Origin of the sequence: Caballeronia sp. Sq4a, assembly GCF_023170545.1 — a bacterium.
GTDB lineage: Bacteria > Pseudomonadota > Gammaproteobacteria > Burkholderiales > Burkholderiaceae > Caballeronia.
Window position 1 is genome coordinate 839,853 of the sequence record NZ_CP084252.1, and the last position, 21,735, is coordinate 861,587.

General features: G+C 65.7%; 26 protein-coding genes. 17 read left to right on the top strand and 9 right to left on the bottom strand.

Going from position 1 to position 21,735, the window contains the following annotated elements:
- Positions 1-72 precede the first annotated feature (72 nt).
- The 8 genes from LDZ24_RS23395 (at position 73) to LDZ24_RS23430 (ending at position 7,170) form a co-directional block, all read left to right on the top strand.
- Positions 73-456, top strand: a complete 384-nt coding sequence (locus LDZ24_RS23395; protein WP_175943644.1) for a hypothetical protein — start codon at positions 73-75, stop codon at positions 454-456.
- Positions 457-601: 145 nt separating this feature from the next.
- Entirely contained in the window at positions 602-1,042 is a 441-nt protein-coding gene (locus LDZ24_RS23400; RefSeq protein WP_248323598.1) for a YsnF/AvaK domain-containing protein, read from the top strand.
- A gap of 96 nt (positions 1,043-1,138) precedes the next feature.
- The gene (locus LDZ24_RS23405) at positions 1,139-2,020 is read left to right on the top strand and encodes a YsnF/AvaK domain-containing protein (protein WP_248323599.1); all 882 of its coding nucleotides are present in this window, start codon (positions 1,139-1,141) and stop codon (positions 2,018-2,020) included.
- A 236-nt stretch (positions 2,021-2,256) separates the two neighbouring features.
- Positions 2,257-2,460, top strand: coding sequence for a cold-shock protein (locus tag LDZ24_RS23410; RefSeq protein WP_159834819.1), 204 nt, complete (start codon positions 2,257-2,259; stop codon positions 2,458-2,460).
- Between the two features lie 234 nt (positions 2,461-2,694).
- On the top strand, positions 2,695-2,913 hold the full coding sequence (locus tag LDZ24_RS23415) for a hypothetical protein (protein ID WP_248323600.1): 219 nt from the start codon (positions 2,695-2,697) through the stop codon (positions 2,911-2,913).
- Positions 2,914-3,182: 269 nt separating this feature from the next.
- On the top strand, positions 3,183-5,606 hold the full coding sequence (locus LDZ24_RS23420) for an EAL domain-containing protein (RefSeq protein WP_248323601.1): 2,424 nt from the start codon (positions 3,183-3,185) through the stop codon (positions 5,604-5,606).
- Between the two features lie 13 nt (positions 5,607-5,619).
- Positions 5,620-6,354: a TenA family transcriptional regulator gene (locus LDZ24_RS23425; protein ID WP_206469728.1), complete on the top strand. Its 735-nt coding sequence runs from the start codon at positions 5,620-5,622 to the stop codon at positions 6,352-6,354.
- 87 nt (positions 6,355-6,441) lie between these two features.
- A complete protein-coding gene (locus LDZ24_RS23430; RefSeq protein WP_248323602.1) occupies positions 6,442-7,170 on the top strand; it encodes an OmpW family protein in 729 nt (242 codons plus the stop codon).
- 43 nt (positions 7,171-7,213) lie between these two features.
- Here the strand turns inward: LDZ24_RS23430 and LDZ24_RS23435 are convergent, their stop codons facing one another.
- From LDZ24_RS23435 to LDZ24_RS23455, 5 genes are read right to left on the bottom strand one after another with little or no spacing between them, the layout of a single operon-like run.
- Complete coding sequence (locus LDZ24_RS23435; RefSeq protein WP_248323603.1) at positions 7,214-7,495, bottom strand: DUF3072 domain-containing protein; 282 nt, start codon at positions 7,493-7,495, stop codon at positions 7,214-7,216.
- Positions 7,496-7,554: 59 nt separating this feature from the next.
- Positions 7,555-8,940, bottom strand: a complete 1,386-nt coding sequence (locus LDZ24_RS23440) for a hypothetical protein (protein ID WP_248323604.1) — start codon at positions 8,938-8,940, stop codon at positions 7,555-7,557.
- On the bottom strand, positions 8,937-9,947 hold the full coding sequence (locus LDZ24_RS23445; protein ID WP_248323605.1) for an alpha/beta fold hydrolase: 1,011 nt from the start codon (positions 9,945-9,947) through the stop codon (positions 8,937-8,939). Before LDZ24_RS23445 ends, LDZ24_RS23440 begins: the two co-directional genes overlap by 4 nt.
- Before the next feature lie 48 nt (positions 9,948-9,995).
- The gene (locus LDZ24_RS23450) at positions 9,996-10,862 is read right to left on the bottom strand and encodes an MBL fold metallo-hydrolase (RefSeq protein WP_248323606.1); all 867 of its coding nucleotides are present in this window, start codon (positions 10,860-10,862) and stop codon (positions 9,996-9,998) included.
- Between the two features lie 37 nt (positions 10,863-10,899).
- Complete coding sequence (locus tag LDZ24_RS23455) at positions 10,900-11,091, bottom strand: hypothetical protein (RefSeq protein ID WP_248323607.1); 192 nt, start codon at positions 11,089-11,091, stop codon at positions 10,900-10,902.
- 205 nt (positions 11,092-11,296) lie between these two features.
- Between LDZ24_RS23455 and LDZ24_RS23460 the strand changes: the two genes are divergently transcribed.
- The 5 genes from LDZ24_RS23460 to LDZ24_RS23480 all read left to right on the top strand — a co-directional run bounded on the left by LDZ24_RS23460 (position 11,297) and on the right by LDZ24_RS23480 (position 13,599).
- Positions 11,297-12,115 (top strand): OBAP family protein, encoded by an 819-nt coding sequence (locus tag LDZ24_RS23460; protein ID WP_248323608.1) that lies wholly within the window; start codon positions 11,297-11,299, stop codon positions 12,113-12,115.
- 36 nt (positions 12,116-12,151) lie between these two features.
- Entirely contained in the window at positions 12,152-12,394 is a 243-nt protein-coding gene (locus LDZ24_RS23465; RefSeq protein ID WP_248323609.1) for a hypothetical protein, read from the top strand.
- A gap of 49 nt (positions 12,395-12,443) precedes the next feature.
- Entirely contained in the window at positions 12,444-12,665 is a 222-nt protein-coding gene (locus LDZ24_RS23470) for a DUF2795 domain-containing protein (protein WP_248323610.1), read from the top strand.
- A 71-nt stretch (positions 12,666-12,736) separates the two neighbouring features.
- Complete coding sequence (locus LDZ24_RS23475) at positions 12,737-13,198, top strand: DUF3597 domain-containing protein (protein WP_206469734.1); 462 nt, start codon at positions 12,737-12,739, stop codon at positions 13,196-13,198.
- Positions 13,199-13,299: 101 nt separating this feature from the next.
- Entirely contained in the window at positions 13,300-13,599 is a 300-nt protein-coding gene (locus LDZ24_RS23480; protein WP_241270027.1) for a DUF6723 family protein, read from the top strand.
- Positions 13,600-13,624: 25 nt separating this feature from the next.
- On the opposite strand, the gene LDZ24_RS23485 is transcribed toward LDZ24_RS23480, so the two are convergent.
- The 4 genes from LDZ24_RS23485 to LDZ24_RS23500 form a co-directional block, all read right to left on the bottom strand.
- The gene (locus tag LDZ24_RS23485) at positions 13,625-14,332 is read right to left on the bottom strand and encodes an MgtC/SapB family protein (RefSeq protein ID WP_248323611.1); all 708 of its coding nucleotides are present in this window, start codon (positions 14,330-14,332) and stop codon (positions 13,625-13,627) included.
- 432 nt (positions 14,333-14,764) lie between these two features.
- Positions 14,765-15,904 carry a major royal jelly family protein gene (locus LDZ24_RS23490; protein WP_248323612.1) on the bottom strand — a complete coding sequence of 380 codons (1,140 nt, stop codon included), beginning with the start codon at positions 15,902-15,904 and terminating at the stop codon, positions 14,765-14,767.
- A 17-nt stretch (positions 15,905-15,921) separates the two neighbouring features.
- Entirely contained in the window at positions 15,922-16,947 is a 1,026-nt protein-coding gene (locus LDZ24_RS23495) for an SDR family oxidoreductase (protein WP_248323613.1), read from the bottom strand.
- Between the two features lie 74 nt (positions 16,948-17,021).
- Positions 17,022-17,927 (bottom strand): LysR substrate-binding domain-containing protein, encoded by a 906-nt coding sequence (locus LDZ24_RS23500; protein ID WP_248323614.1) that lies wholly within the window; start codon positions 17,925-17,927, stop codon positions 17,022-17,024.
- 101 nt (positions 17,928-18,028) lie between these two features.
- Here LDZ24_RS23500 and LDZ24_RS23505 point away from each other — a divergent pair, with 101 nt between their 5' ends.
- Genes LDZ24_RS23505 through LDZ24_RS23520 form a run of 4 tightly spaced genes read left to right on the top strand, consistent with a single transcriptional unit; the run spans position 18,029 to position 21,733 of the window.
- On the top strand, positions 18,029-19,177 hold the full coding sequence (locus LDZ24_RS23505) for an FAD-binding oxidoreductase (RefSeq protein ID WP_248323615.1): 1,149 nt from the start codon (positions 18,029-18,031) through the stop codon (positions 19,175-19,177).
- The gene (locus tag LDZ24_RS23510; RefSeq protein WP_248323616.1) at positions 19,170-19,463 is read left to right on the top strand and encodes a (2Fe-2S)-binding protein; all 294 of its coding nucleotides are present in this window, start codon (positions 19,170-19,172) and stop codon (positions 19,461-19,463) included. Before LDZ24_RS23505 ends, LDZ24_RS23510 begins: the two co-directional genes overlap by 8 nt.
- On the top strand, positions 19,460-20,908 hold the full coding sequence (locus LDZ24_RS23515) for an NAD(P)/FAD-dependent oxidoreductase (protein WP_248323617.1): 1,449 nt from the start codon (positions 19,460-19,462) through the stop codon (positions 20,906-20,908). Before LDZ24_RS23510 ends, LDZ24_RS23515 begins: the two co-directional genes overlap by 4 nt.
- A gap of 27 nt (positions 20,909-20,935) precedes the next feature.
- The gene (locus tag LDZ24_RS23520; protein WP_248323618.1) at positions 20,936-21,733 is read left to right on the top strand and encodes an ABC transporter substrate-binding protein; all 798 of its coding nucleotides are present in this window, start codon (positions 20,936-20,938) and stop codon (positions 21,731-21,733) included.
- Positions 21,734-21,735: the final 2 nt, after the last annotated feature.

A 21,735-nucleotide genomic window follows, 5' to 3' on the forward strand; every position in this document is an offset into this window, starting at 1 on the left:
CGTGCGCTTCGCGCGCTTGAAAATGGAGGCGTCGCCCATACCATCCGCGCACCAGGTCACAAGGAGAATGTCGTGGAATTCGATACCGACTGGAGAACGCTCGGACGGCATCGCATCAAACTGCGTTCAACCCGGGGCTTTCCCACCGAGATCATGAATCAGCTCGCCGAGGTGGCGCGCCTCGCGGTGGATCACAACATGAGCGCCCGGGCGCGGATCGTCGAGATCGTCTTTCGGCACGAGAAGGTGTACGACATCACCGTCGGAACGACGATCGCCGAAGACCGCGTCTGCGCGCCCCAACTGGAAGCTGCTATCGCCGCCGTGTTCGGACTCATGCCGGAGCAGATCAATCTCTTCGTGCAGACGGTCACGCAGGAGGAAGTGGACCTGCACTTCGGCGTCTACGAAAGGATGCTTGCAGAGAAGCTCGGGACGGTCGCGCCGATACATTGACTGACTGCGCATCGGCTTGCGCTCGCTCGCGAGCGGCACAGTGCTTGCGCGGTCCGTTGCTCGGATGGCCATTGCGCAACCCGCGCGAGGCGGCCGTCTTCGAGCGGACGAATCAGCGTTCCGCGAATCTGCGATGGAGAAGCCGATGAACTCAGACGATACCCCGGCCAACGTCACGCCGCCGTCGGAAGAAGTGCGCCTGTCCGCGGTACAGGAAGAACTCGCGGTCGGCGTGCGCACGACCGAGACCGGCTCCGTGCGCGTGCGCAAGGTCGTGCATGAGGAGATGCAACCCGTCTCGATGCGCCTTTCCACGCAGCAAGTGGAAGTGAGGCGCGTGGCAGTGAATCGGCCTGTCGAGGAGCGCAGTGAACCGCGTCGCGAAGGCGATACGCTCGTCATACCGGTATACGAATATGTGCCGGTGGTCAGGATGCAACTCACCTTGAAAGAAGAGGTGTACGTGAAGACGACCGAGACGCAACAGGACGTCGTGCACCAGGTTCTTGTGAATTCTGAGGAACTCGTCGTAGAGCGGCGCGAGGGGCCGGACGGCGAATGGAAGCGCGATCCGCAGGCAGGCTGAGGAACGCTCGGGAGTTGCGCGGGAACGGCCGTTGCGATCTTCATCGCACGCGCTTCAACCCCGGCTTGCGTACGCCTTTTTCTCGGAGATGCTGCTATGACTCAGACTATCATTGGTGTATTCAATACGCTTCAGGACGCCGAGCTCGCTCAGACCCGCCTCGAAGCAGAAGGCATCGCGCGCGCGGACATGAGCGTGCATTCGAATGATGCCGGCTCGTCGATGACGACCGGCGCCGCCACGAGCGATGTCGCGACGGACCGTCCCGTCGGCGACGCGCACGAAGGCGCGATGGGCCGCATCGAACACTTCTTCAAGAACCTCTTCGGCGACAACGACCGGCCGGAAGAGATCGGTCACTATCAGGAAGCGGTGCGCCGCGGCAGCGCGTTGCTGTCGGTGGACGTGCCGGACGGAATGGAGACCGAACGCGTGCGCGACGCGCTGTATGCGGCCGGCGCAATCGACATCGACTCGCGCGTGGCTCAATGGCGCAATACGGGCTACACGGGCTATGACCGCAACGCGCCCGCCTACACCGCGGATGAAATCGCAGCCGAACGCCAGGCTTTCCCGGTCGTGCAGGAGTCGCTCGAAGTCGGCAAGCGTGAAGTGCAAACGGGCGGCGTGCGCGTGTACTCGCGCCTGACGGAAACGCCGGTCAGCGAGTCCGTGAACCTGCACGAAGAACACGCGAGCATCGAGCGCCGCGCAGTGGACCGTCCCGCGACGGCGGCGGATCTGAAGGAAGGCTTCGTCGAGATCAAGGAAACGGCTGAACAGCCGGTCGTCGCGAAGACGGCGCGCGTCGTCGAGGAAGTGGTCGTCGGCAAGGAGAGCTCGAACCGCACGGAGACGATCACCGATACGGTTCGCGGCACCGAAGTGGAAGTGGAACGCACCGCAGGCGTGGAAGGCACGACCACGGGCCTCGAAGGGACCACGGGCGTGACCGGTACCAAGAAGAACCCGCTGTAACGGCAGCATGAGGTCGGCCCGGTCGCGTCATGCGCGCGGCCGGGCCTTCTTATCGAATCGGGTCGAAGAAATAGTTGACTGATTCGATTGGGATTGGCATAATAGCGCTTGAAGTACAAGAAGTCGATTGCTGCTCATCAATAGTCCGATTTTCCTCCGGTATTCGTTGTCCACTCCCTCCTTGCCGCTTCACCCCGCTCTATTCGAGCATCTTCAATTTTTATTTCAGGATTTTCATGGACACCGGTACCGTCAAGTGGTTTAACGACACCAAGGGCTTCGGCTTCATCACCCCCGACAATGGCGGCGACGACCTCTTCGCGCACTTCTCGGAGATTCGCGCCGACGGCTTCAAGACCCTGGCCGAAGGCCAAAAGGTGAGCTTCGAAACGAAGCGCGGCCCGAAGGGCATGCAAGCTTCGAACATCAAGCCGCTGTAAGTCTTGATTCAGTAGTTCGCAGTAACACGCAGCATGCGCGGGGGCCACAAGGCCCCCGCGTTATATCCGCGTTTTTTCCGCTTTCCTCGCTTCGCCTTTCTCCGTCCCCCGCTTATCTCTCGGCCATCTCCGGCCAGATCTTTCGGCCCAGACGATTTTTTCTGGCGTCTATCGAGGGCGCATTGTCCTCCGGCTTTTTCCGCATCGACGGAAAGCCACGACCTTAAAACTAAAATGAACACGACTCAACATTACCGCGGTTATGCGGTGCACGCGTCCGCGCATCCGCTTCGCGACAAAACTTTCTCCGCCGATCTCCTGCTCGAACGCGACTCCGCCAGCGAGCACGACGCGCAATACCGCTTCTACTCGCTGGATTACTTCGCCAACGAAGCCGACGCCGTCGAGTACTCGCGCCAATGGGCTCGCGAGTGGATCGACACGCGCGGCTAATCCTCGCGGCTAATCATCCTTTCTTTCCGATTCCCCTCGCAGCAGGGACCGCTTTTTACCTCACAGACTTTAATCGCCCGACGTTATTCGATAATTAACATTCAACGCACCAAACGTTTGCCAACGCCGCTCGGCCCTCAAGGCCGGACGCCTGCTGCCGATATTCCGGATGAGGGTGAATTAACCGGATAGTCCGGTCGGCGTGGTCGTTACTCGGGCCAGCAGTCGCATCGCTCAAGACGTATCAAGCGAACAACAAGAAGGTAAACATGCGCGTTGCCCCCAAGACGACAAACCGGCAACTATTCAACACGATCTGGCCGTTTCTCGCGGTCGTCATCTCCCTTCTGGCGATGGCGGCGACGAGTCTCGCCATCATGTCGTCGGTGCGCGCGTATATCGGCGGTGAAAGCACCTGGTCCAAAGGACAGAAGGACGCCGTTTTCTATCTCGCGCGCTATGCGCAGACCGGCGACGAACAGGCGTTCCGTCAATACGAAGACGCGATCGCGTATCCGCTCAGCCTGAAGCGCGCGCGGCTCGCGCTCGACCGGCCCAACCCGAACGTGCCCGAGGCGCGCGCGGCGCTGCTCGCGAGCGGCGTCTATCCCGCCGACGTCGGCGCGGTGATCTGGGTGTTCCGCACCTTCCGGCGCGCGAGCTACTTCCAGGAAGCCGTCGCGTACTGGACGGCGGGCGATCTGCTCGTCGACCAGCTCACCGATGCCGGCAGGAAGCTGCGCGACGCCGTCAGAAGCGGCCCCGCGGCTCGCGGCGAAGTGGAAAGCCTCACCAACGAAGTGTGGAACATCAACGGTTCGATTGCGCCGATCTCGCGCGCATTCGCCGACGTGCTCGGCTCGGCGTTCCGCCAGACGGCGATGCTGCTGTTCACCGTGAACGTCGTGGTCGCCGTGCTACTCGTGTGTCTGTCGGCGTGGTATGCGCGACGCTTCATCACCGCGCGGCTCGAAACCGAGAACGCGCTGCGACGAAGCGAGGCGCGCGCGAAGGCGACGCTCGGCTCCATCGGCGAGGCGGTGATTTCCGTGGGGCCGTCGGGTCTCGTCGAGTTCATCAACCCCGCCGCCGAGAAGCTCTTCTGCCGCGAAGCCGCTGCGTGCGTGAACCGGCCGCTGGGCGCGCTCGTCACGGTGGCGCGGGAATGGGATCGCCGCCCGGTCGATGTGATCGACGAAGCGCTCAAGGGCGCGGAGCCGGAGGAAGCCGGCGGCGACCTCATTCTCACGAACGCGCTGGGCAAGGATATCGTCGTGCAGGCGATCACGTCGCTCGTGCGCGACACGTCCGATACGTTGACGGGCGTCGTGCTGCTGCTCAGGAACATGACGCGCGAGCGCGAGTACGTCTCGAACCTCGCGTGGCAGGCGACGCACGACGGCCTCACCGGACTCTTGAACCGCACCGAATTCGAACGGCGCCTCAGCACGGCGCTCGATCCCGAGTCGGATGTGGACGACTCGCATCGCGCGCAGATGCTGATGATGCTCGACCTCGACCAGTTCAAGGTCGTGAACGACACCTACGGTCACGCCGCCGGCGACGCGATGCTGCGCGAAGTCGCGCTCTTCATCGAACAATGCCTGCGCGAAGAAGACGTGCTCGGCCGCCTGGGCGGCGACGAGTTCGGCGCGCTGCTCTGCAATTGCGACAAGCATCGCGCGATGCAGATCGCGGAGCGCTTGCGCAAGGACGTGGCGGCGTTCGAATGGTCATGGGAGACGCATCGCCTGTCGACGAGCGTGAGCATCGGCGTGGTGGATCTGCGGCAGACCGGGCTCGACGTGGAAACCGCGATGCGCTACGGCGATATCGCCTGCTATCTCGCGAAGGAGCGCGGCCGCGACCGCGTGCATCTGGCTGTGCCCGGCGACAAGGAACTCACGCGCCATGCGAGCGAAATGTCGTGGTGCGGCCGCATCAAGGACGCGCTCGCGAACGACCGCTTCTGCCTGTATGCGCAGGACATTCAGGCCACCGACCCGCGTGCCGGCCGACACGAAGAACCGGAGCAGCACGTCGAAATCCTGTTGCGCATGGTCGGCGAACGCGGCGATATCGTGCCGCCCGGCCTTTTCATGCCGGCCGCCGAACGCTACGGCCTCATGTCGGCCATCGACCGCTGGGTCGTGCGCGCGGTCTTCTCGACGCTCGCGAACACGCCGCCGTCCTATCGCATGCAGTACGCGATCAATCTGTCGGGCGCGTCGATCGGCGACGAACGCTTCCTCCAGTTCCTTAACGAGCAGTTCGCCATCAGCGGCGTCGCGCCCTCGGCGATCTGCTTCGAAGTGACCGAAACCACCGCCGTCGCCAATCTCGCCGCGGCCGCGCGCTTCATCCGCGAGTTGAAGAAGCGCGGCTGCAAGTTCGCGCTCGACGACTTCGGCGCGGGCATGTCGTCGTTCGGCTATCTGAAGCACTTGCCGGTCGACTACATCAAGATCGACGGCGGTTTCATCAAGGACATGCTCAAAGATGCCGTTAATCGCGACATGGTCGCCGCGATCAACGACATCGGCCATTCGATGGGCCGTCTGACGATCGCGGAGTATGTCGAAAGCGAAGCGATTCTGCGCGCATTGCGCGAGATGGGCGTCGATTTCGTTCAGGGGTTCCATGTTGGGCGCCCCGCGCCTTGGGCACAGCATGTCGAACCTATCAACATCTAATCAGGAGAACACGTTGGATCCGACTTTTCAGCGGGTGGGCGATTTGAAAGACATCGCAAGTTACCCGGCCTGGCTCGGCGATGTGCTGGCCGAAACCAAAGAAGCAAAGCTGGCCGTCGTCTCGCATCCCATTTTCGCGGCGATGCGCGAAGCCAAGCTCGAGCCGCGTCAGGCGGAAGCGTTCCTCGTCAACGGCTGGCCCGTCGTCGAGCAGTTTCCGCAATACATGGCGATGAACCTGCAAAAGGTCCGCTACGGGCACTCGCGCGGCGAAGACCTCGCGCGGCGCTATCTCACGCGCAATATCCGCGTCGAACAGAACCACGCGGACTACTGGGTCGACTGGGCTGCCGCGCACGACGTGAGCAAGCGCGACCTGATGAAGGCGAACGGTCCGTCGCTCGCCTACGCGCTCAGCCACTGGTGCTGGAAGAGCAGCAGCACGGACGCGCTCGCGGCGAGCATCGCGGCGACCAACTTCGCGATCGAAGGCGTGACCGGCGAATGGTCCACGCTCGTGTGCAGCACGGACACGTACGCGAACAGCTTTCCGGTATCGATCCGCCGCAAGGCGATGCGCTGGCTCAGCCTGCACGCGCACTACGACGACGCGCATCCGTGGGAAGCGCTCGAAATCGTCGCGACGCTGCTCGGCAATGCGCCGGGCGTCGACGAAGTGCATGCGGTCAAGCGCAGCATCGCGATGAGCTACGAGTACTTCAAGATGAGCCTCGACTGCTGCCTCTAACCGCGAGCATCGCCGTTGCGGCAAATGATGGCCCGCGCAGCGCGAAGGCGCGCTGCGCAGGACCGGTACCCTATCTGGACAAGAAGAATGAAAACGAAGCAAATCGCGTGTGCGGCGGCCGCTGCCTTATGTGTCGGCGGCGCTCACGCACAGGCGGCGGGAAATATCGTCGTCAACGCGGGGTGGATGCACTTCTCGCCGCAGGATTCCAGCGAGCCGTTCAAGATCAACGCGCTGGGTCAGACGATGACGCAGCCGGACGCGGGCGCGTCGGTGAGCAATGCCGACACCTTCGCGGTCACGACGACCTACTTCTTCACCGACCATATCGCCGCTGAAGCCGTGATGGGCGTGCCGCCGAAGTTCAATCTCGACGGCACGGGCACGCTCGGCGCCATCGGCAAGCTGGGTTCGGCGCGCGAATGGAGCCCGACGCTGTTGCTGAAGTACTACTTCGGCAGCGCGCAAAGCCGCTTCCGTCCGTATATCGCGGCGGGCGGCGCGTACGTGTGGTTCTCGGATACGAAGCTCACCTCGCCGATGGCGAACGGCGCATTTCTCTATTCGAGCCAGTTCGGCAATGCGCTGACCGGCCCCACGACCGTGAGCCTCAGCAGTTCGTTCGCGCCCGTGGCCAACGCCGGCTTCACGTACAACTTCACCGACCACTGGTCGGCGTCGTTCTCGCTGTCGTACATGTGGCTGTCGGCGCGCGCGCGTCTGGAAACGCAATCGGCCGTCGGCACGGTGCGCAGCGAATCGAAGATCAAGCTCAATCCGATCGTGAGCTTCCTCTCGGTCGGCTACAAGTTCTGACGACACGCCGCCGCGCGCTCGCGCCGGGCGGCGCGGCGGGCGGTCAGGACTTCTGTCCCCTGCCCGTCTTCGCCTGAAGCTCGTCGATCCTGCGCGACGCATCCGCTTTCGACAGCGACGCGTCGAACGGCTCCTTCGCCTCTTCGGAAAGCGTCTTCAGATATGACGCCTGCGCGCCCGTCATCGGCTCGTCGCCGGTCACCCACTCGTCGGGGTCCTTCTCGGCATTCGATGTCGGCGACGCCTTCGGGTTGTCGATACGCGGATCGCTCTGATCGCTCTGATCGTCCTGACGCTCTGCGTTTTCGGTCGGTTGTCCTTTCATGGCCGCTTTCTCCTGCGATGTCTATTAGCGCGTCTTGTCCATGCAAGCTGCGTGCCTCGTCACAACTGGCGCATCTGCACGCCGTGACGCGGGCCGTGCGCGCGCAGGCCGGCTTCGAATTGCGATAGCGTCATCGGCGGCGGCGGGTCGGCTTGCGGACCGAGTTCCGCGAGCGCCCGGCCGAAGCGCGCGAACGTCGCGAAGTCGCGCGGATAGCGGCGCGTATCGACGCCGAGAAAGCGCCCTTCTCGCCTGCTTCGTTCGAGCAACGCGCGCCACTTTGCAATCGGCGTCACGCCGACGCCTTCCGTGCCGTGCGAGAACAGCATCAGGTCGATCTCATCGAACGATTCGGAATCCAGAAAGCGCCGCAGCGTTTCAGCGGACGGGTCCGTGGAGAACACGAGCCACAGCGGAACCGCGCGAAGGCGCAAGGTCGTGTACGGGTCCATCAGAATGAACGAATCGACGACGAGCCGCGCCGCTTCCACGTTCATGCTGCGATACCAGTCGCGAATCATCCGCGCCGCGACGAAGCTCAACGACTCGGGCTCGTCGAAGCGCATTTCCACCACGCGCCAGTTCTTCTCGCGGGCGAGCGCCACGATGCTGTCGGTCAGCGCGGCATCGAAGCCCCATTCGGCCTCGGGCGCGCGCTCGGTCGGCGCGGGCGGTTGCCATCGCGGCCAGCGCGAGCGGTAGCGACGCAGATACTCGGTCACGCGCGGACTGCCTTCGAAGTACTCGGCCTCGGTCGCGCCGCCGAGCGCGCCGAACTGATACACGGACCGGTCGCTCGTGCGCGTGACCGGCCAGTCGCGCGTGCAGGTGTTGATATAAATGGTCGCGTTCGGCGCGAGGCTGCGCAGCAGGAACTCGCGATACGCCAGCGGCAACGCGCGCATCTTCAGCCGGAAGTAGCTCATCGCGGACAACATCAGCCGGTCCTGATTCGGGTCCTGCATGTGATGCACGGCGATGCGCGGATCGGCGGCGAGCAAGTCCTCGACGATCCGCAAGCCTTCGCGAAAGCCGCGCTCTGCGTCGTCGGGATCGGAAAACGGCGCGCGCACCGGACACATGAACGTCTGCGGCAGCCACGGCACGCCCATCGCGGCGGCCAGATGCATGAGCGCGCCATTCGACGAGCCGATGAACGCGGCATCGAAGGTCCGTTGCGGATACAGTCCCGCAATCCATTCGCCGATGCCTTCCACATCCAGCTTGCGAGCCGCGCGCGGCGCGATGCCCTCGGTCATGCCGCCGATCGAGTAGGCCCATTCGCGCGGCCGACGCGGCAACTGGTTCAGCGCGGGCATCAGGCTGTCGAAGAGCGGCGACTGGCTCGGACTCGTGAACCGCTCGCCATGCAGCGACGCCGCGAGCGCCTGCACCATGCCGGCGGCGGAATCGAAACGCGCGATGCCGGGTGGAGGTCTCGTCATGCGCGCGCGGCTCCCTTGTCGCTATCGACGCCATCGAGCAGAAACGGGCGAATGGCGAGCGCCATGCTATGCGGGTACACATAGTTGAGCGTATGCGTGCCGCCTTCGATGACGAGCAGCTCGCCATGCGGCAAGCGCTCTGCCACTTCGCGCGCCCATGCGAGCGGCACCACCGGATCGCGCGAACCCACGACGACGAGCGTCGGCGCCTGCACGCGCGAGAGCTTGTCCTCGATGCGGTCGCGCACGAGCTCGCGCATCGTCGCGAAGGCGCGCAAGAGTCCGGCTTTCGCATAGTCGATGCGCCCGAGCGCCGCCGCCGACCGCGCCCGTTCCAGCCGCCCGTTGCGCCAGTCGCGCAGCATCTGCACGGGCAGAAACCGCGCCGCGCGATCCACGGTCGGCCCTTGCAGCACGAGCTTGTCGACGCAGCCGGGAAAGCGCGCCGCGAACTCCGCGAGTATCTGACAGCCGAACGAATTGCCGATGAACACGGCCTTGTCGATGCCGCGGGCCGCGAGCCACAGGCGCAGCGCATCGGCGAGTTCCGGCACCGTGAGCGCGCGCTCGCGCGTCGGGCTTTCGCCGAAGCCGGGAAGATCGGGCGCATGAACGTCGAGGCCGTCGATGGCATCGCGCAGGGCGAGCGCGAGCGGCTCCATGTAGCGGCTCGAAATGACGAGGCCATGCACGAGCACGACCGGCACCATCCGCACCATCGGCACGCGCGAGCCACGCCCTTCGCGCAGCGCCTGCCGCGAAAACATGCGGTAAGGACCGGCCTGCGTCGTGCGCGCGGTGACGCCTGCGTTCGCGCTGGCTTCGGAAAGCGCGGGCGTGCGCTTGAGCCGCTTCCATTCGACGGCCGCCCAGGCCGCGAGCGCACAGGTGCCCGCTACCGCGAGCGCAGGCCAGGCGGAGCGTGCGGATCGCGCAACGTGTGCGGATGCGTGTGATCGAACGCGTCGTGTCATGCCCTCGACGAGCGAATCGCGTGCCCGCTTCACGTCATCGCTTCACGTCATCGCTTCACGTCATCACTTTACGTCATCACTTCACGCCATCACGAGATGCTCCGCCGGAATGCCGGGCGAGCGTCCGGCCAAGCGCTCGAAATCGAACGGATCGTGGCTGCAAAACACCGTCAGCTCGGAACCGGCCGTGCGGCATAGTTCGCGCAGTCGCGCCTGATTGCGCAAGCGGGCCGCGCGGTCCTTCTCCAGCATCCACTGATAGAACGCGAGGCCCGGCGTGCAGCGCGGCCGCTCGGCGTCCATCTCGGTGTGGAAGAAATACGCATCGGCCGCGAGCAACAGCCACCGGTCATCCTTGCGCACGGCAATGCCCGCGTGTCCGAACGTGTGGCCGGGCAGCGGCACGAAAGCGATGTCGTCGCGAAAGCCGGGCAGCGGCCGCACGCTGTCGAAGCCGCGCCACTTCTCGCCGTCCGCGCGATGCACTTGCCAGTTGCCGCGCGTCGACCACTGCTGCGGACGAAACCGCTGCCGGTCGAGCCACGTCTTCTGCGCGAGCGCATAGTCGCGCTCGATCTGCAGCATATGAACCGTCGCTTGCGGGAAGTCGTCGAGTCCGCCCGCGTGATCGAAGTCCAGATGACTCATCAGAATGTGGCGGACATCGCTCGCCCTGAAGCCGAGCCGCTCGATCTGCCGCACCGCCGTCATTTCCTCGCGGAAATCGGGCTTCAGCATGAACAGGAAACACGTGCTCAGGCGGCTCTGCGGATTGGCGACATCGCGCAGGCCGAAGCCTGTATCGACGAGCACGAGGCCGTCGTTCGTTTCGATCAGCAGGCAATGGCAGGTGAGTTCGCCGCGACGCAGGAGGCTCGGCGTGCGCCCGTCGAAGAGCTTGCCGCCGAGCGGACAACTCGAAATGCAATTCAGATGATGTACGCGCATGGCGGCTCGATCCCTGCGTTGACCGGTCGCGCGGCGCTTAAGACTGTCCGCCGCCCGCAGGTTTCACTTCGGACAAGTCGTCCGCCTTGACTTCGGCTTCGCGCACGGTCGTGCCTTCGTCGTCGGTTTCGGAGATATCGGTCGTGAAGGTTTCGTCGCTGCTGCTTTGCGCTTCATCGTTGCCCTTCTGCGACTGTTCCGGCTTGCCGTTTTGCGATGACGTGCTCATGTCGATCTCCTGATGATTCGGTGTCGGGAAGTGCTCGTTGCAGCGAGCCGTCGCAGCGCGTCATGGCGTCACGAGAAGCGGCCCGCGCCGCACGGCCACCGTCAAGCAATCACGGTGCCTTGGCTCGCAGCGGCCGCGACGCATCGCGCCGGAACGGTGATTGCTCCGTTCACCCGAGGAGCAACGCGAGCGAACGGAGGCATCGATGCGCAACCGGCGTGAACTGTCGAACGAATTGAGCGGAGCAAGCGAATCCAGCGGATCGGACGCCTTCATGCCGCTCGCGGCGGGCGTCGTCGCCGGTCTCGCGGCGGCGGCAGGCGTTCTGATCGGACGCCGCGCGAACGCCATCGCGCGCGTGGGCGAAGGTCATTCCGCCAAGCATCGACTGCTCGATCTCGCATCGGGCGTCATGCAACCGAAGTATCCGCTTCAGGCCATGAGTACGTGGCTCAACGGCTTTCACATGTATGCGGACGACATGGGCCGTCAGGTCGAGGCGCATCACTTCTGCATTCATCTTCGGCACGACCTGCATCAATGCGTGATCTTCGATTCAAACCGGCCGGACGCGCGTCTCATCGGCATCGAATACATCATTTCGGAGGAGCGGTTCCGGCAGTTGCCGGCGGAAGAAAAACGCCTGTGGCATAGCCACCACTACGAAGTGAAGTCCGGCACTCTGATTGCGCCGGGCATTCCGGAACTCGCCGAGCGCGCTTATTTTCAGGACCTCGTGTCGACGTACGGCAAGACGTTTCATACGTGGCAGATCGATCGCGACGAATTCCCGTACGGCCCCCCGCAACTGATGATGGGCTTCACGCAGGACGGTCAGGTGAACGAGGCGATGGTCGCTGAACGCGACGCGCGTCTCGGCGTCTCGTCCGAGGACCGCAAGCGCAGACGCTACGGCATTCCGGTGCCGGACATCGCGGAGGGCGCGAATGCGTGGGAAAGCGGCACGTCGGTGCAGACGACGCTCGCCGAAGTCCCGTTCAGGGACGTGAGCGGGTCGTCGTGATTCCATAACGCAGCACGAAGCACGGAGGACGAAAGCATGGTCAGGAACAGCACAACCCGGATTGCAACGCTCGCCGCGCTGCTCGTCGCACTCTCGCTCACGGCGGGCTGCAAGCGCGGCGGCGACGCGAGCAGCGGAGCAGGCGGCGGCGCGGCAAGCGATACGTCGGCGGCGGCCGCATCCGCGTCGATGGGTTCTGCGCCGATGGCGTCGGCGCCGGCCGCGGCGAGCTTCCCCGCGACCGCCGCGAGCGACGCGCCCGCAGGCGCGAGCCAGTAGTCAGGCGCCGCGGCCTCAGTCGCGGCTGCAAAGACACTTCACAGGAGAAATGAGAATGGCGAACAACCAGTCCGGCGGATCGAACAGCATGTTCATCGACATGCAGAAGGCGCTGAAAGGCATCGACTATCCCGCCGACAAGCAGAAGCTCCTCGACACCGCTCGCAGCAACGGCGCGAGCGAGGAGATCACGAACGCGCTCGACGCGTTGCCCGATCAGGAATACGAAAGTCCCGCAGCGGTATCGAAGGCGGTGGGTCAGGAGAGTTGAAATTCTTTCCGTCGCGGCGGCCGCGGCAGCGCGGCCGGCGCGCATTTTCATTCTTTCGATAGGAGAACCTGATGAGCATTTTTTCGACCATTCTGAACAAGATTTTCCCGCACGATCACCCGGCCGCCACCGCATCGGGCGGCGCGACACCGCCTGCCGCGAACAATGCAGCGGGCGGCGCGACGGCAGCGGCGCAGGCCAGCCCGACTGCGACGTCGGCGGCGCCGGCCACGTCGGGCGCCGAGCCCGCGCGTCCGCCCGTCACGCCGATGCCTGAAGTCGATGTCGAAGCCATCCTTTCGCAGAAACAGCAGCAGCACGGCGCCAATCTCAACTGGCGCACGTCGATCGTCGACCTGATGAAACTGCTCGACCTCGACAGCAGCCTTCAGGCGCGCAAGGAACTCGCAACCGAGCTGCACTACACGGGCAACACGGACGACTCGGCATCCATGAACATCTGGCTGCACAAGGAAGTGATGAAGAAGCTCGCCGAGAACGGCGGCAAGGTGCCGGACGACCTGAAGAGCTGACGCCCCACGCGGCCGGTTCCGCACTGCGCCGCGTGGTCATCGGAGTTCGGCACAGCGAATGCTTAATAGCTGCGTCGACTCCTTTCTCAATGATCCCGGCCATGAAAGAACCGGTCTCGCGACGCGCGAAGCTCGTCTTGTTCCCGTGGAAGAAGGACCATGCGGCCAAGCCCGGCCTCAACGAAGACGACTACGCGGTGTACGCGTCGTATCGGCCGCACGTGAGCGGCGGCTTCGTCGGCACGCTGAAGGTGGTGCGGCTGACGGATGCGCGCCTGCTCTATCCCTTCGACGGCGCCGAGGAACTCGGTCCGTTCGATTCGAAGGATGCCGCGAAGAACGCGGCGCAGACGCGCGGCAAGCAGATCGTCGACGCGGATCTCAAGACGCCCGAACTCTGAACGACGCCGCGCGCCGCGTAGTGCTTTAGCGCGTGAGGGACCATTCGGTCTGCGCCGCGCCCGCCTTCATCGCCCATTCGGCGAACGGCGGCAATTCCCGCGCATTCGGCGCGCCGTACCAGCGCACCTCGTAACGCTCCTCGACGCGATTTCCCGGCTGTCCCGACGCTCCCGCCACGGCGGCGAGGCGGCAACCGCGCGCGCGCATCGATTCGATGAGCGCTTCCTTCGAGAAGCGTCCGGGCTCGTAGGTGATCTTCAGTTGTGCCTGATTTTCGCGCGGAATCCGCACTTCGATTGCCTTCATGAACCACAGCACGACGATGCCGAGCACGACGCCCGCGACGCCGAGCCCGAGTTGTCCGCCGCCGAAGCACAGGCCGACCACCGTCACGAACCACAGCGTCGCCGCCGTCGTCACGCCTTTGACGAGGCCGTCCTTGCGCATGATCGCGCCCGCGCCGATGAACCCGACGCCCGACAGGATGCCGAGCGGCAGGCGCATCACGTCCATTTGAACGAAGGACTCGGGCGTCTTGCCGGACTGGGACAGCAGCGCGTTGACTTCGAGCATCGAGAGGCACGCGGCGAGGCAGACGAGCAGCGTCGTGCGCAGGCCCGCGACCTTGCCGGATTCGCCCCGGTCGAAGCCGATCAGGATGCCCGCCACCGCGGCCAGCAGCAGGCGTATGAAGACGTCGCGCCATTCGAGGGTGAGCGGCATCAGCCCCATGGTCGTTCTCCGTTTTTGTCGTGTTCGGGGCCGGGCTTGTTGATTGACACGGTCTTTGCGGCCCTATGCGGGGGATGTCAAGCAAATGTCGAACCAGGGGCAGTTCGAGCGTTCTAAGTTGTGCATTGGCTTGTGGGCGGCTGGCCCTTGCGTTCGCGAATCCGTACGCGAGCGTTTGAAGCGACGGGACGCGCAGACGGCGGTAATACGGGGCGGCTGTGGCTCAAGGCCGTAGCGAACATGCGAAGAGGACGCGCGGAAGTTTCCGGTGCGCGAAAGTGATTGCGGATCGTCGCGTCGGGCGAGCAGCGTTAATACAGCGACTCGCCGCCTGACACGAGCATCTAACACGAGCGATCCCGCAAACCGAGTGCGACGAATGCGGCGATCCATGCAACGCGCCGCCATCCGCCGATCTATCAACGCACCGACTTACCTCCGCCGAATCGCATACAACGAAGTCGGCAGCGCGATCGGATTATCGGGCTTGAACCAGCTCATGTCCGGAATGCGCGAGTCGGTGACGTACACGGTGCCGTCCGGACCTTGCGTGAACGTGTCGGGCCAGCGCAGTTGCGGATCGCGCAGCAGCGTCCAGAGCCGGTCGCCCTCGCGCACGCGCACCGCATGATCCTCGACGCCCGACACATACAGCCGGCCGCGCCGGTCGAAGAGCAGCCCGTCCGCCGGACCGTCGATGCCCACCGTCTCCACGCGCGACGACACCTGCTGCGCGCTCAGTTGCGGATTCTGCAGCGCGTCGGTGGCGATGCGATACAGCGTCTTACCCTTCACCGCCTGCCAGTACAGATAGCGGCCGTCGGGCGTGAGCGCGATGCCGTCGGCGGAGAAGTTCACGCCGCGGCCATCGGTCTGACGCAGCGGCTTGCCGTCGACGGTCACGGTCACGGTCTTGTCCGACTGCGTGCTCGGATCGCCGTCGAGCAGGCGCCGCGCGACGCCCGTCGTCCGGTCGATCACGACGATCGCGCCACGCGCCCCGGAATCGGTGATGTAGACGAAGCGGCCGTCCGGGCTCAGGCGCACGTCGTTCAGATAGCTGCCTTGCGGCGCGATGCTCTCATCGAAGTGAAACACATGCGCGATCTGGTTCGTCGCGAGATCGATCTGAGCGAGCTTCGGCGCCCCCGGCACGACGAGCGACTGCGCCGGCGCGCCAGGGTCCAGCACCCAGAGATTGCCTTGCTTGTCCGCCACGACCGACTGCACGCACACCCAGTGATCCTGCGGCGAAATCTCGTCGCGGCGCGCGTTGCGCCACGCGTTCCACTCGGCATCCGGGAACGGCCGCAGGTCGCCGCTCGCGCCGAGTTCCGCCACAGAAATCGGCGCGTCCTCCGTCCAGCGCGGGAAATTGACGAAGGTGCGGCCCGTCGGCGAGACGGTCACGCCCGTGACCTGATGCTCGAATCGTGCGACGAGTTGCAGCCGCGCGCCGCCGTGGTGCTCGCTCGCGGCGACATCGCCCGTTGGGTCCTCTGCGAGCGCGGATTGCGCGACGAATGCAAATGCGAGGCTTGCGGCGGCGACACAGCGGCTCAGTCGGTACATGGTCGACTCCTGGTTAGTCAATAAGCGTCGCGCGTCTGGCGCACATAGCGCCGCGCCATCATCACGAGCAGCACGGCAGCCGCGCCGGTCAAGGCCGCGCGCGCGCCCGCCGGTTGCAGGCGCGCGCCGGTGTACAGGCTGAATTCGCGCACGCGGCCGTTCTTGCCGGAGCGTTCGCGCAGATCGCCGCCGCCTTCGTAAAGCGCATCGCCGCTTTGCTTCGGTTCGCCCTTCGATTGCGCCTTCACGCCCAACAGGCTCGCGATCGCGTCGTAGAGACGCGGCGCGCTCTGGCCGAAGCTCGCCATCGCCCGCGACGCGCCGCCGACATAGATATCGCGCTCCGGACGCACGGCCGCGTGAAGAATCGCCTTCGCGACGACGTCGGGCGCATAGACCGGCGGCGGCAGCTTCGGCTCTTCGTCGAGATAGTTCTTCGCGTGTTCGACGAATAGCGTGTCGATGCCGGCGGGCTTGATGAGCGTCACCGAGACCGGCACCTTCTCGTTCTTCAGTTCGAGGCGCAGCGAGTTCGTGAAGCCCTTTACCGCGTGCTTCGATGCGACATACGGACCTTGCAGCGGCACCGCGACATCGGATAGTTCGCTGCCCAGATTGATGAGCGCGCCGCCGCGTTCGCGCAAGTGTTTCACCGCCACGCGCGAGCCGTTCACGACGCCCCAGTAGTTCGTCTCGAAGAGCTTGCGCTGGTCTTCGAGCGAGACATCGGCGATGCGGCCGTAGACCGAGACGCCCGCGTTGTTGATCCACGTATCGAAGCCGCCGAAGCGGTCGATGGCGGCATCGGCGGCGGCCTGAAGCCGGCTTTCGTCGGCGACGTCGGCGGCCGTGTACGCGACAGCGGGCGCGCCGTCGCTCGTTAGTCCGTCGGCGAGAACGGCGAGCGCCGTTTCGTCGCGCGCCACGAGCATGAGGCGCGCGCCGGCCTTCGCCGCGCGCCGCGCGGTGGCAAGACCGATCCCGCTCGTCGCGCCGGTGAGGACAATCGTCTGTTGATCGAGAGGCTTGAGTTTGATTCGCATGGCATGTCCGGAAGGTTGGAGATCCGGTTGCATGCAGCATCCCGCGTTCCTTGGCGGGTCTGACGGTTGGCGCCTCAGCCCGCAATAAGTGCTGAAAATGCTTGGCGCATGTCGCTGACGAATGCATCGCATGCGACGGAGAGCGGCTGCGACGCGGGCGTGACAATGTAGAAATGATCCGGCACGGCGGGCTCGAACGGCTTCACGGCCACGCGTTGACGCGCATACGCGGCGGTGACCGGATCGATCAGCGCAACGCCTGCGCCGTTCGCCACTAGTGCGACGATGGCTTGCGAAAGCTGCGCCTCGATGACGAGGTCGCGGCTCACGTCATGATCGACGAAGACGCGGTCGATCGCGCTTCGCGCATCGAAGCTCAGTGGAAACGAAATGAAGCGCTCGCCGCGCAGATCGGCGGGGCGTAGCGCAGGCTTGCGCGCCAGCCGATGTCCGCGCGGCACGATGCAGCGCATGACGGCATCGGCAAGACGCTCGCTGCGTACCGCGTGATGCGGTATCGGCTCTGCGATAAGCCCGACATCGCACTGTCCGGACGCCACTTTGTCGACCACCGTGGTCGCGCTGTGCGCGAGCAGCGTCACGTCGATGCCCGGATGCGTCTCGACGAAGCGGGCGATCACGGCCGGCAGCAGATCGAGCGCGACCGCGGGCGACCCGGCCACGCGCAGCGACCCGCGCCGCATCGCGCGAATCTGCTGCGCCGCCTGCGTGATGCGGTCCAGTCCGACGAAGGCCCGCTCGACTTCCCCGAAAAGCACGCGCGCCTCGGCAGTCGGGACGAGCCTGCCCTGCTGACGCTCGAACAGCACGAACCCGACGCGGCTTTCCAGATCGGCGATCAGGCGGCTCACGGCGGGCTGCGAGACATGCAGCGATGCCGCGGCGCGCGTCACCGTGTGGCGCAGCATCACGGCGCGAAAGGCTTCGATCTGGCGCAGTCGGAGGTCAGAGGCGGTCATAACAGTGGATTATAGATGACGAAAAATTCGTCATTTGACGCCGATTTTTGCAGGCAGCACCCTTGCGTCCGACACATAACGGATGCGGGAACAAGCAGCGAATGCAGGAATCAACGCGCCATAACACCGGACGACTCGCCTTCGATGTCGTCGTGATCGGCGGCGGCCTCGTCGGCATGGCGATCGCCTACGGGCTCGCGCGTGGCGGCCAGCGCGTGGCCGTCTGCGATGGCGCGGATTCCGCGTTCCGCGCGGCGCGCGGCAACTTCGGCCTCGTCTGGGTGCAAGGCAAGGGCGGACGATGCCTGCCGTACGCGCAGTGGTCGCGCGAATCGTCCGAGCGCTGGGGCGCGTTCGCCGCGCAGTTGCACCGCGAAACCGGCGTCGAGACCGGTTTCGAGCGGCCGGGCGGCATCGAGCTATGCGAGACGGTCGAGGAACTCGAAGCCGGCCAGCGCCTGCTCGAATCGCTGCGTGCGCAGGACGCCTCGCTCGACTATCACGTGCTCGACCGCCACGCGCTCAAGCAGCGCATTCCGGCGGCATCGAGCGCGCTGGCGGGCGGCCTCTACTCGCCGAATGACGGCCACGCGAGTCCGCTCTACACGCTGCGCGCGATGCAGCAGGCGTTTCAGCGCCACGGCGGCGTCTACCTGCCGAGCAACGAAGTGCGCGAGATTCGTCCGCGTGCGGGCGGATTCGAGGTCGTCGCGGCGTCGGGCGGGCTGGACGCCGGGCGCGTCGTGCTCGCCGCGGGCCTCGACAATCTGCGCCTCGCGCCGATGGTCGGCATGCACGCGCCGATCACGCCGTTGCGCGGACAGATCATGGTGACGGAGCGCCTCGCGCCGTTTCTCGATTATCCGACGCTCGTCGTGCGGCAGACGCCCGAAGGCTCCGTGCTGCTCGGCGACTCGGCCGAGCACGCCGGCTTCGACGACGGCCAGACGCGCGCCGTCATGGCCGACATCGCGCGCCGCGCCCGCACGGCGTTTCCGGTGCTCGCGCACGCGCGCATTGTGCGGGCGTGGGGCGCGCTGCGGATCATGACGCCCGACGGCCTGCCGGTCTACGAGGAATCGCGCGTGCATCCCGGCGCGTTTCTCGCCATCTGCCACAGCGGCGTCACGCTCGCCGCCGCGCACGCCGACGTCATCGCGCCGTGGATCGCGGGCGGCGCAAAGCCGCCCGTCTTGCAGCCGTTCGTCGCCACGCGCTTGTCGAATTCGACCGATGCAAACCATGTTTGAAGCTCTCACCGCTCGCCCTGCCGCGACTGTCCGCATTCATATCGACGGCGCGGCGCGGCACGTTCCGAGCTACTACTCCGTCGCCGCCGCGCTGCTGGAAAGCGGGCAGGCAGCTTGCCGCGCGACGCCCGTCACCGGCGCGGCGCGCGGCCCGTTCTGCATGATGGGCGTGTGCTTCGACTGCCTTGTGGAAATCGACGACGTGCCGAACCAGCAGGCGTGCATGACCCGCGTGCGCGAAGGCATGCGCGTGCGCTCGATGGCCGGCCGCGCGAGGCTCGCATGACGCAGACGTCCTGCGATCTGCTGATCGTCGGCGCGGGGCCGGCCGGCATGGCCGCCGCCATTGAAGCCCGCGCGGCAGGCCTGTCCGTCGTCGTCGCGGATGAAGGCGAAGCGCCCGGCGGACAGATTTATCGCAATGTCGCCGAATCGCCGCTCGCCGACGCACGCGTGCTCGGCGACGACTACGCCGCCGGACGCGCGCTCGTCGAGCATTTCGTGGCAAGCGGCGCGCGGCATCTCGCGCGGTGCGTCGTCTGGCAGATCGCGTTCGAAGAGGGCATCGTCGCGATGCTCACGCGCAGCGCGAGCGGCGCGGAAGCGGGCGGCACGCTGGAACTGAAGGCCCGAGCCGTGTTGATCGCGACCGGCGCGCAGGAGCGCCCGTGGCCGGTGCGCGGCTGGACGCTGCCGGGTGTGATGGGCGTCGGCGCGGCGCAGACGCTTCTGAAATCGGCGGGACTCGCGCCTGCGCAAGACGCGGTGCTCGCGGGCAGCGGACCGCTGCTGTGGCTCTTCGCTTCGCAGCTGATCGCGGCGGGACGCAGCGTTCGCGCCATTCTGGATACGACGCCCGCGGGCGCGTTCCGGCGCGCGCTACCGCATGCCCTGCGCGCGCTCCGAGCCGCCGACTATCTCGCCAAAGGCGTGCGCATGATGCGCACGGTCGCGAAAGCGGGAATCGACGTGCATCGCGGCGTGAGCGAAGTGTCCATCGAAGGCGAGACCGAAGCGCAACGCGTGCAGTTTCGCGATGCACGCGGCGCGCGACATGCCATCGACACGTCGCCCGTGCTGCTGCATCAGGGCGTGATCCCGTCGACGCAACTCGCGCGCTCGCTCGGCTGCGAGCACGAGTGGGACGCGGCGAGCGCCTGCTGGCGTCCGCGCACCGATGCAAGCGGCCGCAGCAGTATCGACCGCGTGTGGATCGCCGGCGACGGCGCGGGCATCGGCGGCGCGAAGGCGGCCGCGCACGCGGGCACGCTCGCGGCGCTCGACATCGCGCGCCGGCTCGATGCCATCGACGACGCCACGCAGGCCGCGCGCAGCCGCCCGGCGCAACGCGCGCTGCGCCGCCATCTCGCGGTGCGCCCGCTGCTCGACGCGCTCTACACGCCGCCCGCCGCGCTGCGCCGCCCCGCTGACGACGACGTGATCGTCTGCCGCTGCGAAGAAGTGAGCGCGGGCGAGATCCGCCGCATCGCCGCGCTCGGCTGCCAGGGGCCGAATCAGATGAAAGCGTTCTCGCGCTGCGGCATGGGGCCGTGCCAGGGCCGCTGGTGCGGCACGACCGTGAGCGAACTGATCGCAGAGGTGCACCAGCGCGGCGTCGGCGATGTCGGCTATTACCGCATCCGCGCGCCGATCAAGCCGGTCACGGTCGAACACCTGGCCGATTCCATCACGCTCGACGACGACTTCGCGCGCGGCGATTTTCCCAGCTAGTCAACCACACCACACGGAGCCAACACGATGACCCCACACTCGAGGAAGATTCTCGTCGCCGCAGCGCTCGCCATGATGACGGCGGCCGCCTCGCTTTCCGCATCCGCGAAGGAATGGAGCACCATCCGCATGGGCGTCGATCCGACGTATCCGCCGTTCGAATCGGTCGCGAAGGACGGCGCCGTGCAAGGCTTCGACATTGACCTCGGCAACGCGCTGTGCGAGCGTCTAAAGGCGAAATGCGTGTGGGTGCAAAGCAGCTTCGACGGCCTGATTCCCGGCCTGCAGGCGCGCAAGTTCGACGTGATTCTCTCGTCGATGGCGGCGACCGCCAAGCGCCGCGAGCAGATCGACTTCACCGACCGGCTGTATCGCAATCAGACGCGCCTCATCGCCCGCGCCGACGCGCACCTGCTTCCCGAAGCCGCGAAGCTCGCAGGCAAGCGCGTCGCGGTCGAGCAAGGCACCGTGCAGGAAACCTATGCGCGCGAGAAATGGGCGGCCGCCGGCGTCGAAGTGGTGCCGTATCCGAGCTACGATCAGGCGTACGCCGACCTGGTCGCAGGCCGGGTCGATGCCGTGTTGATGGACGCCGTGCAGGGTCAGTTGGGATTTCTCGCGACGCCGAGCGGCAAGGGCTTCGCATTCGCGGGCGACGTGGTGTATGACCCGAAGATAATGGGCGACGGCGACGCCGCCGGCGTGCGCAAGTCCGACGCCGATCTGCGCGACGCGCTCAACGGCGCGATCGCGGGCATGCTGCGCGACGGCTCGTATCGCAAGATCGAGGCGAAGTACTTCGACTTCGACATGTACGGCAAATGAAC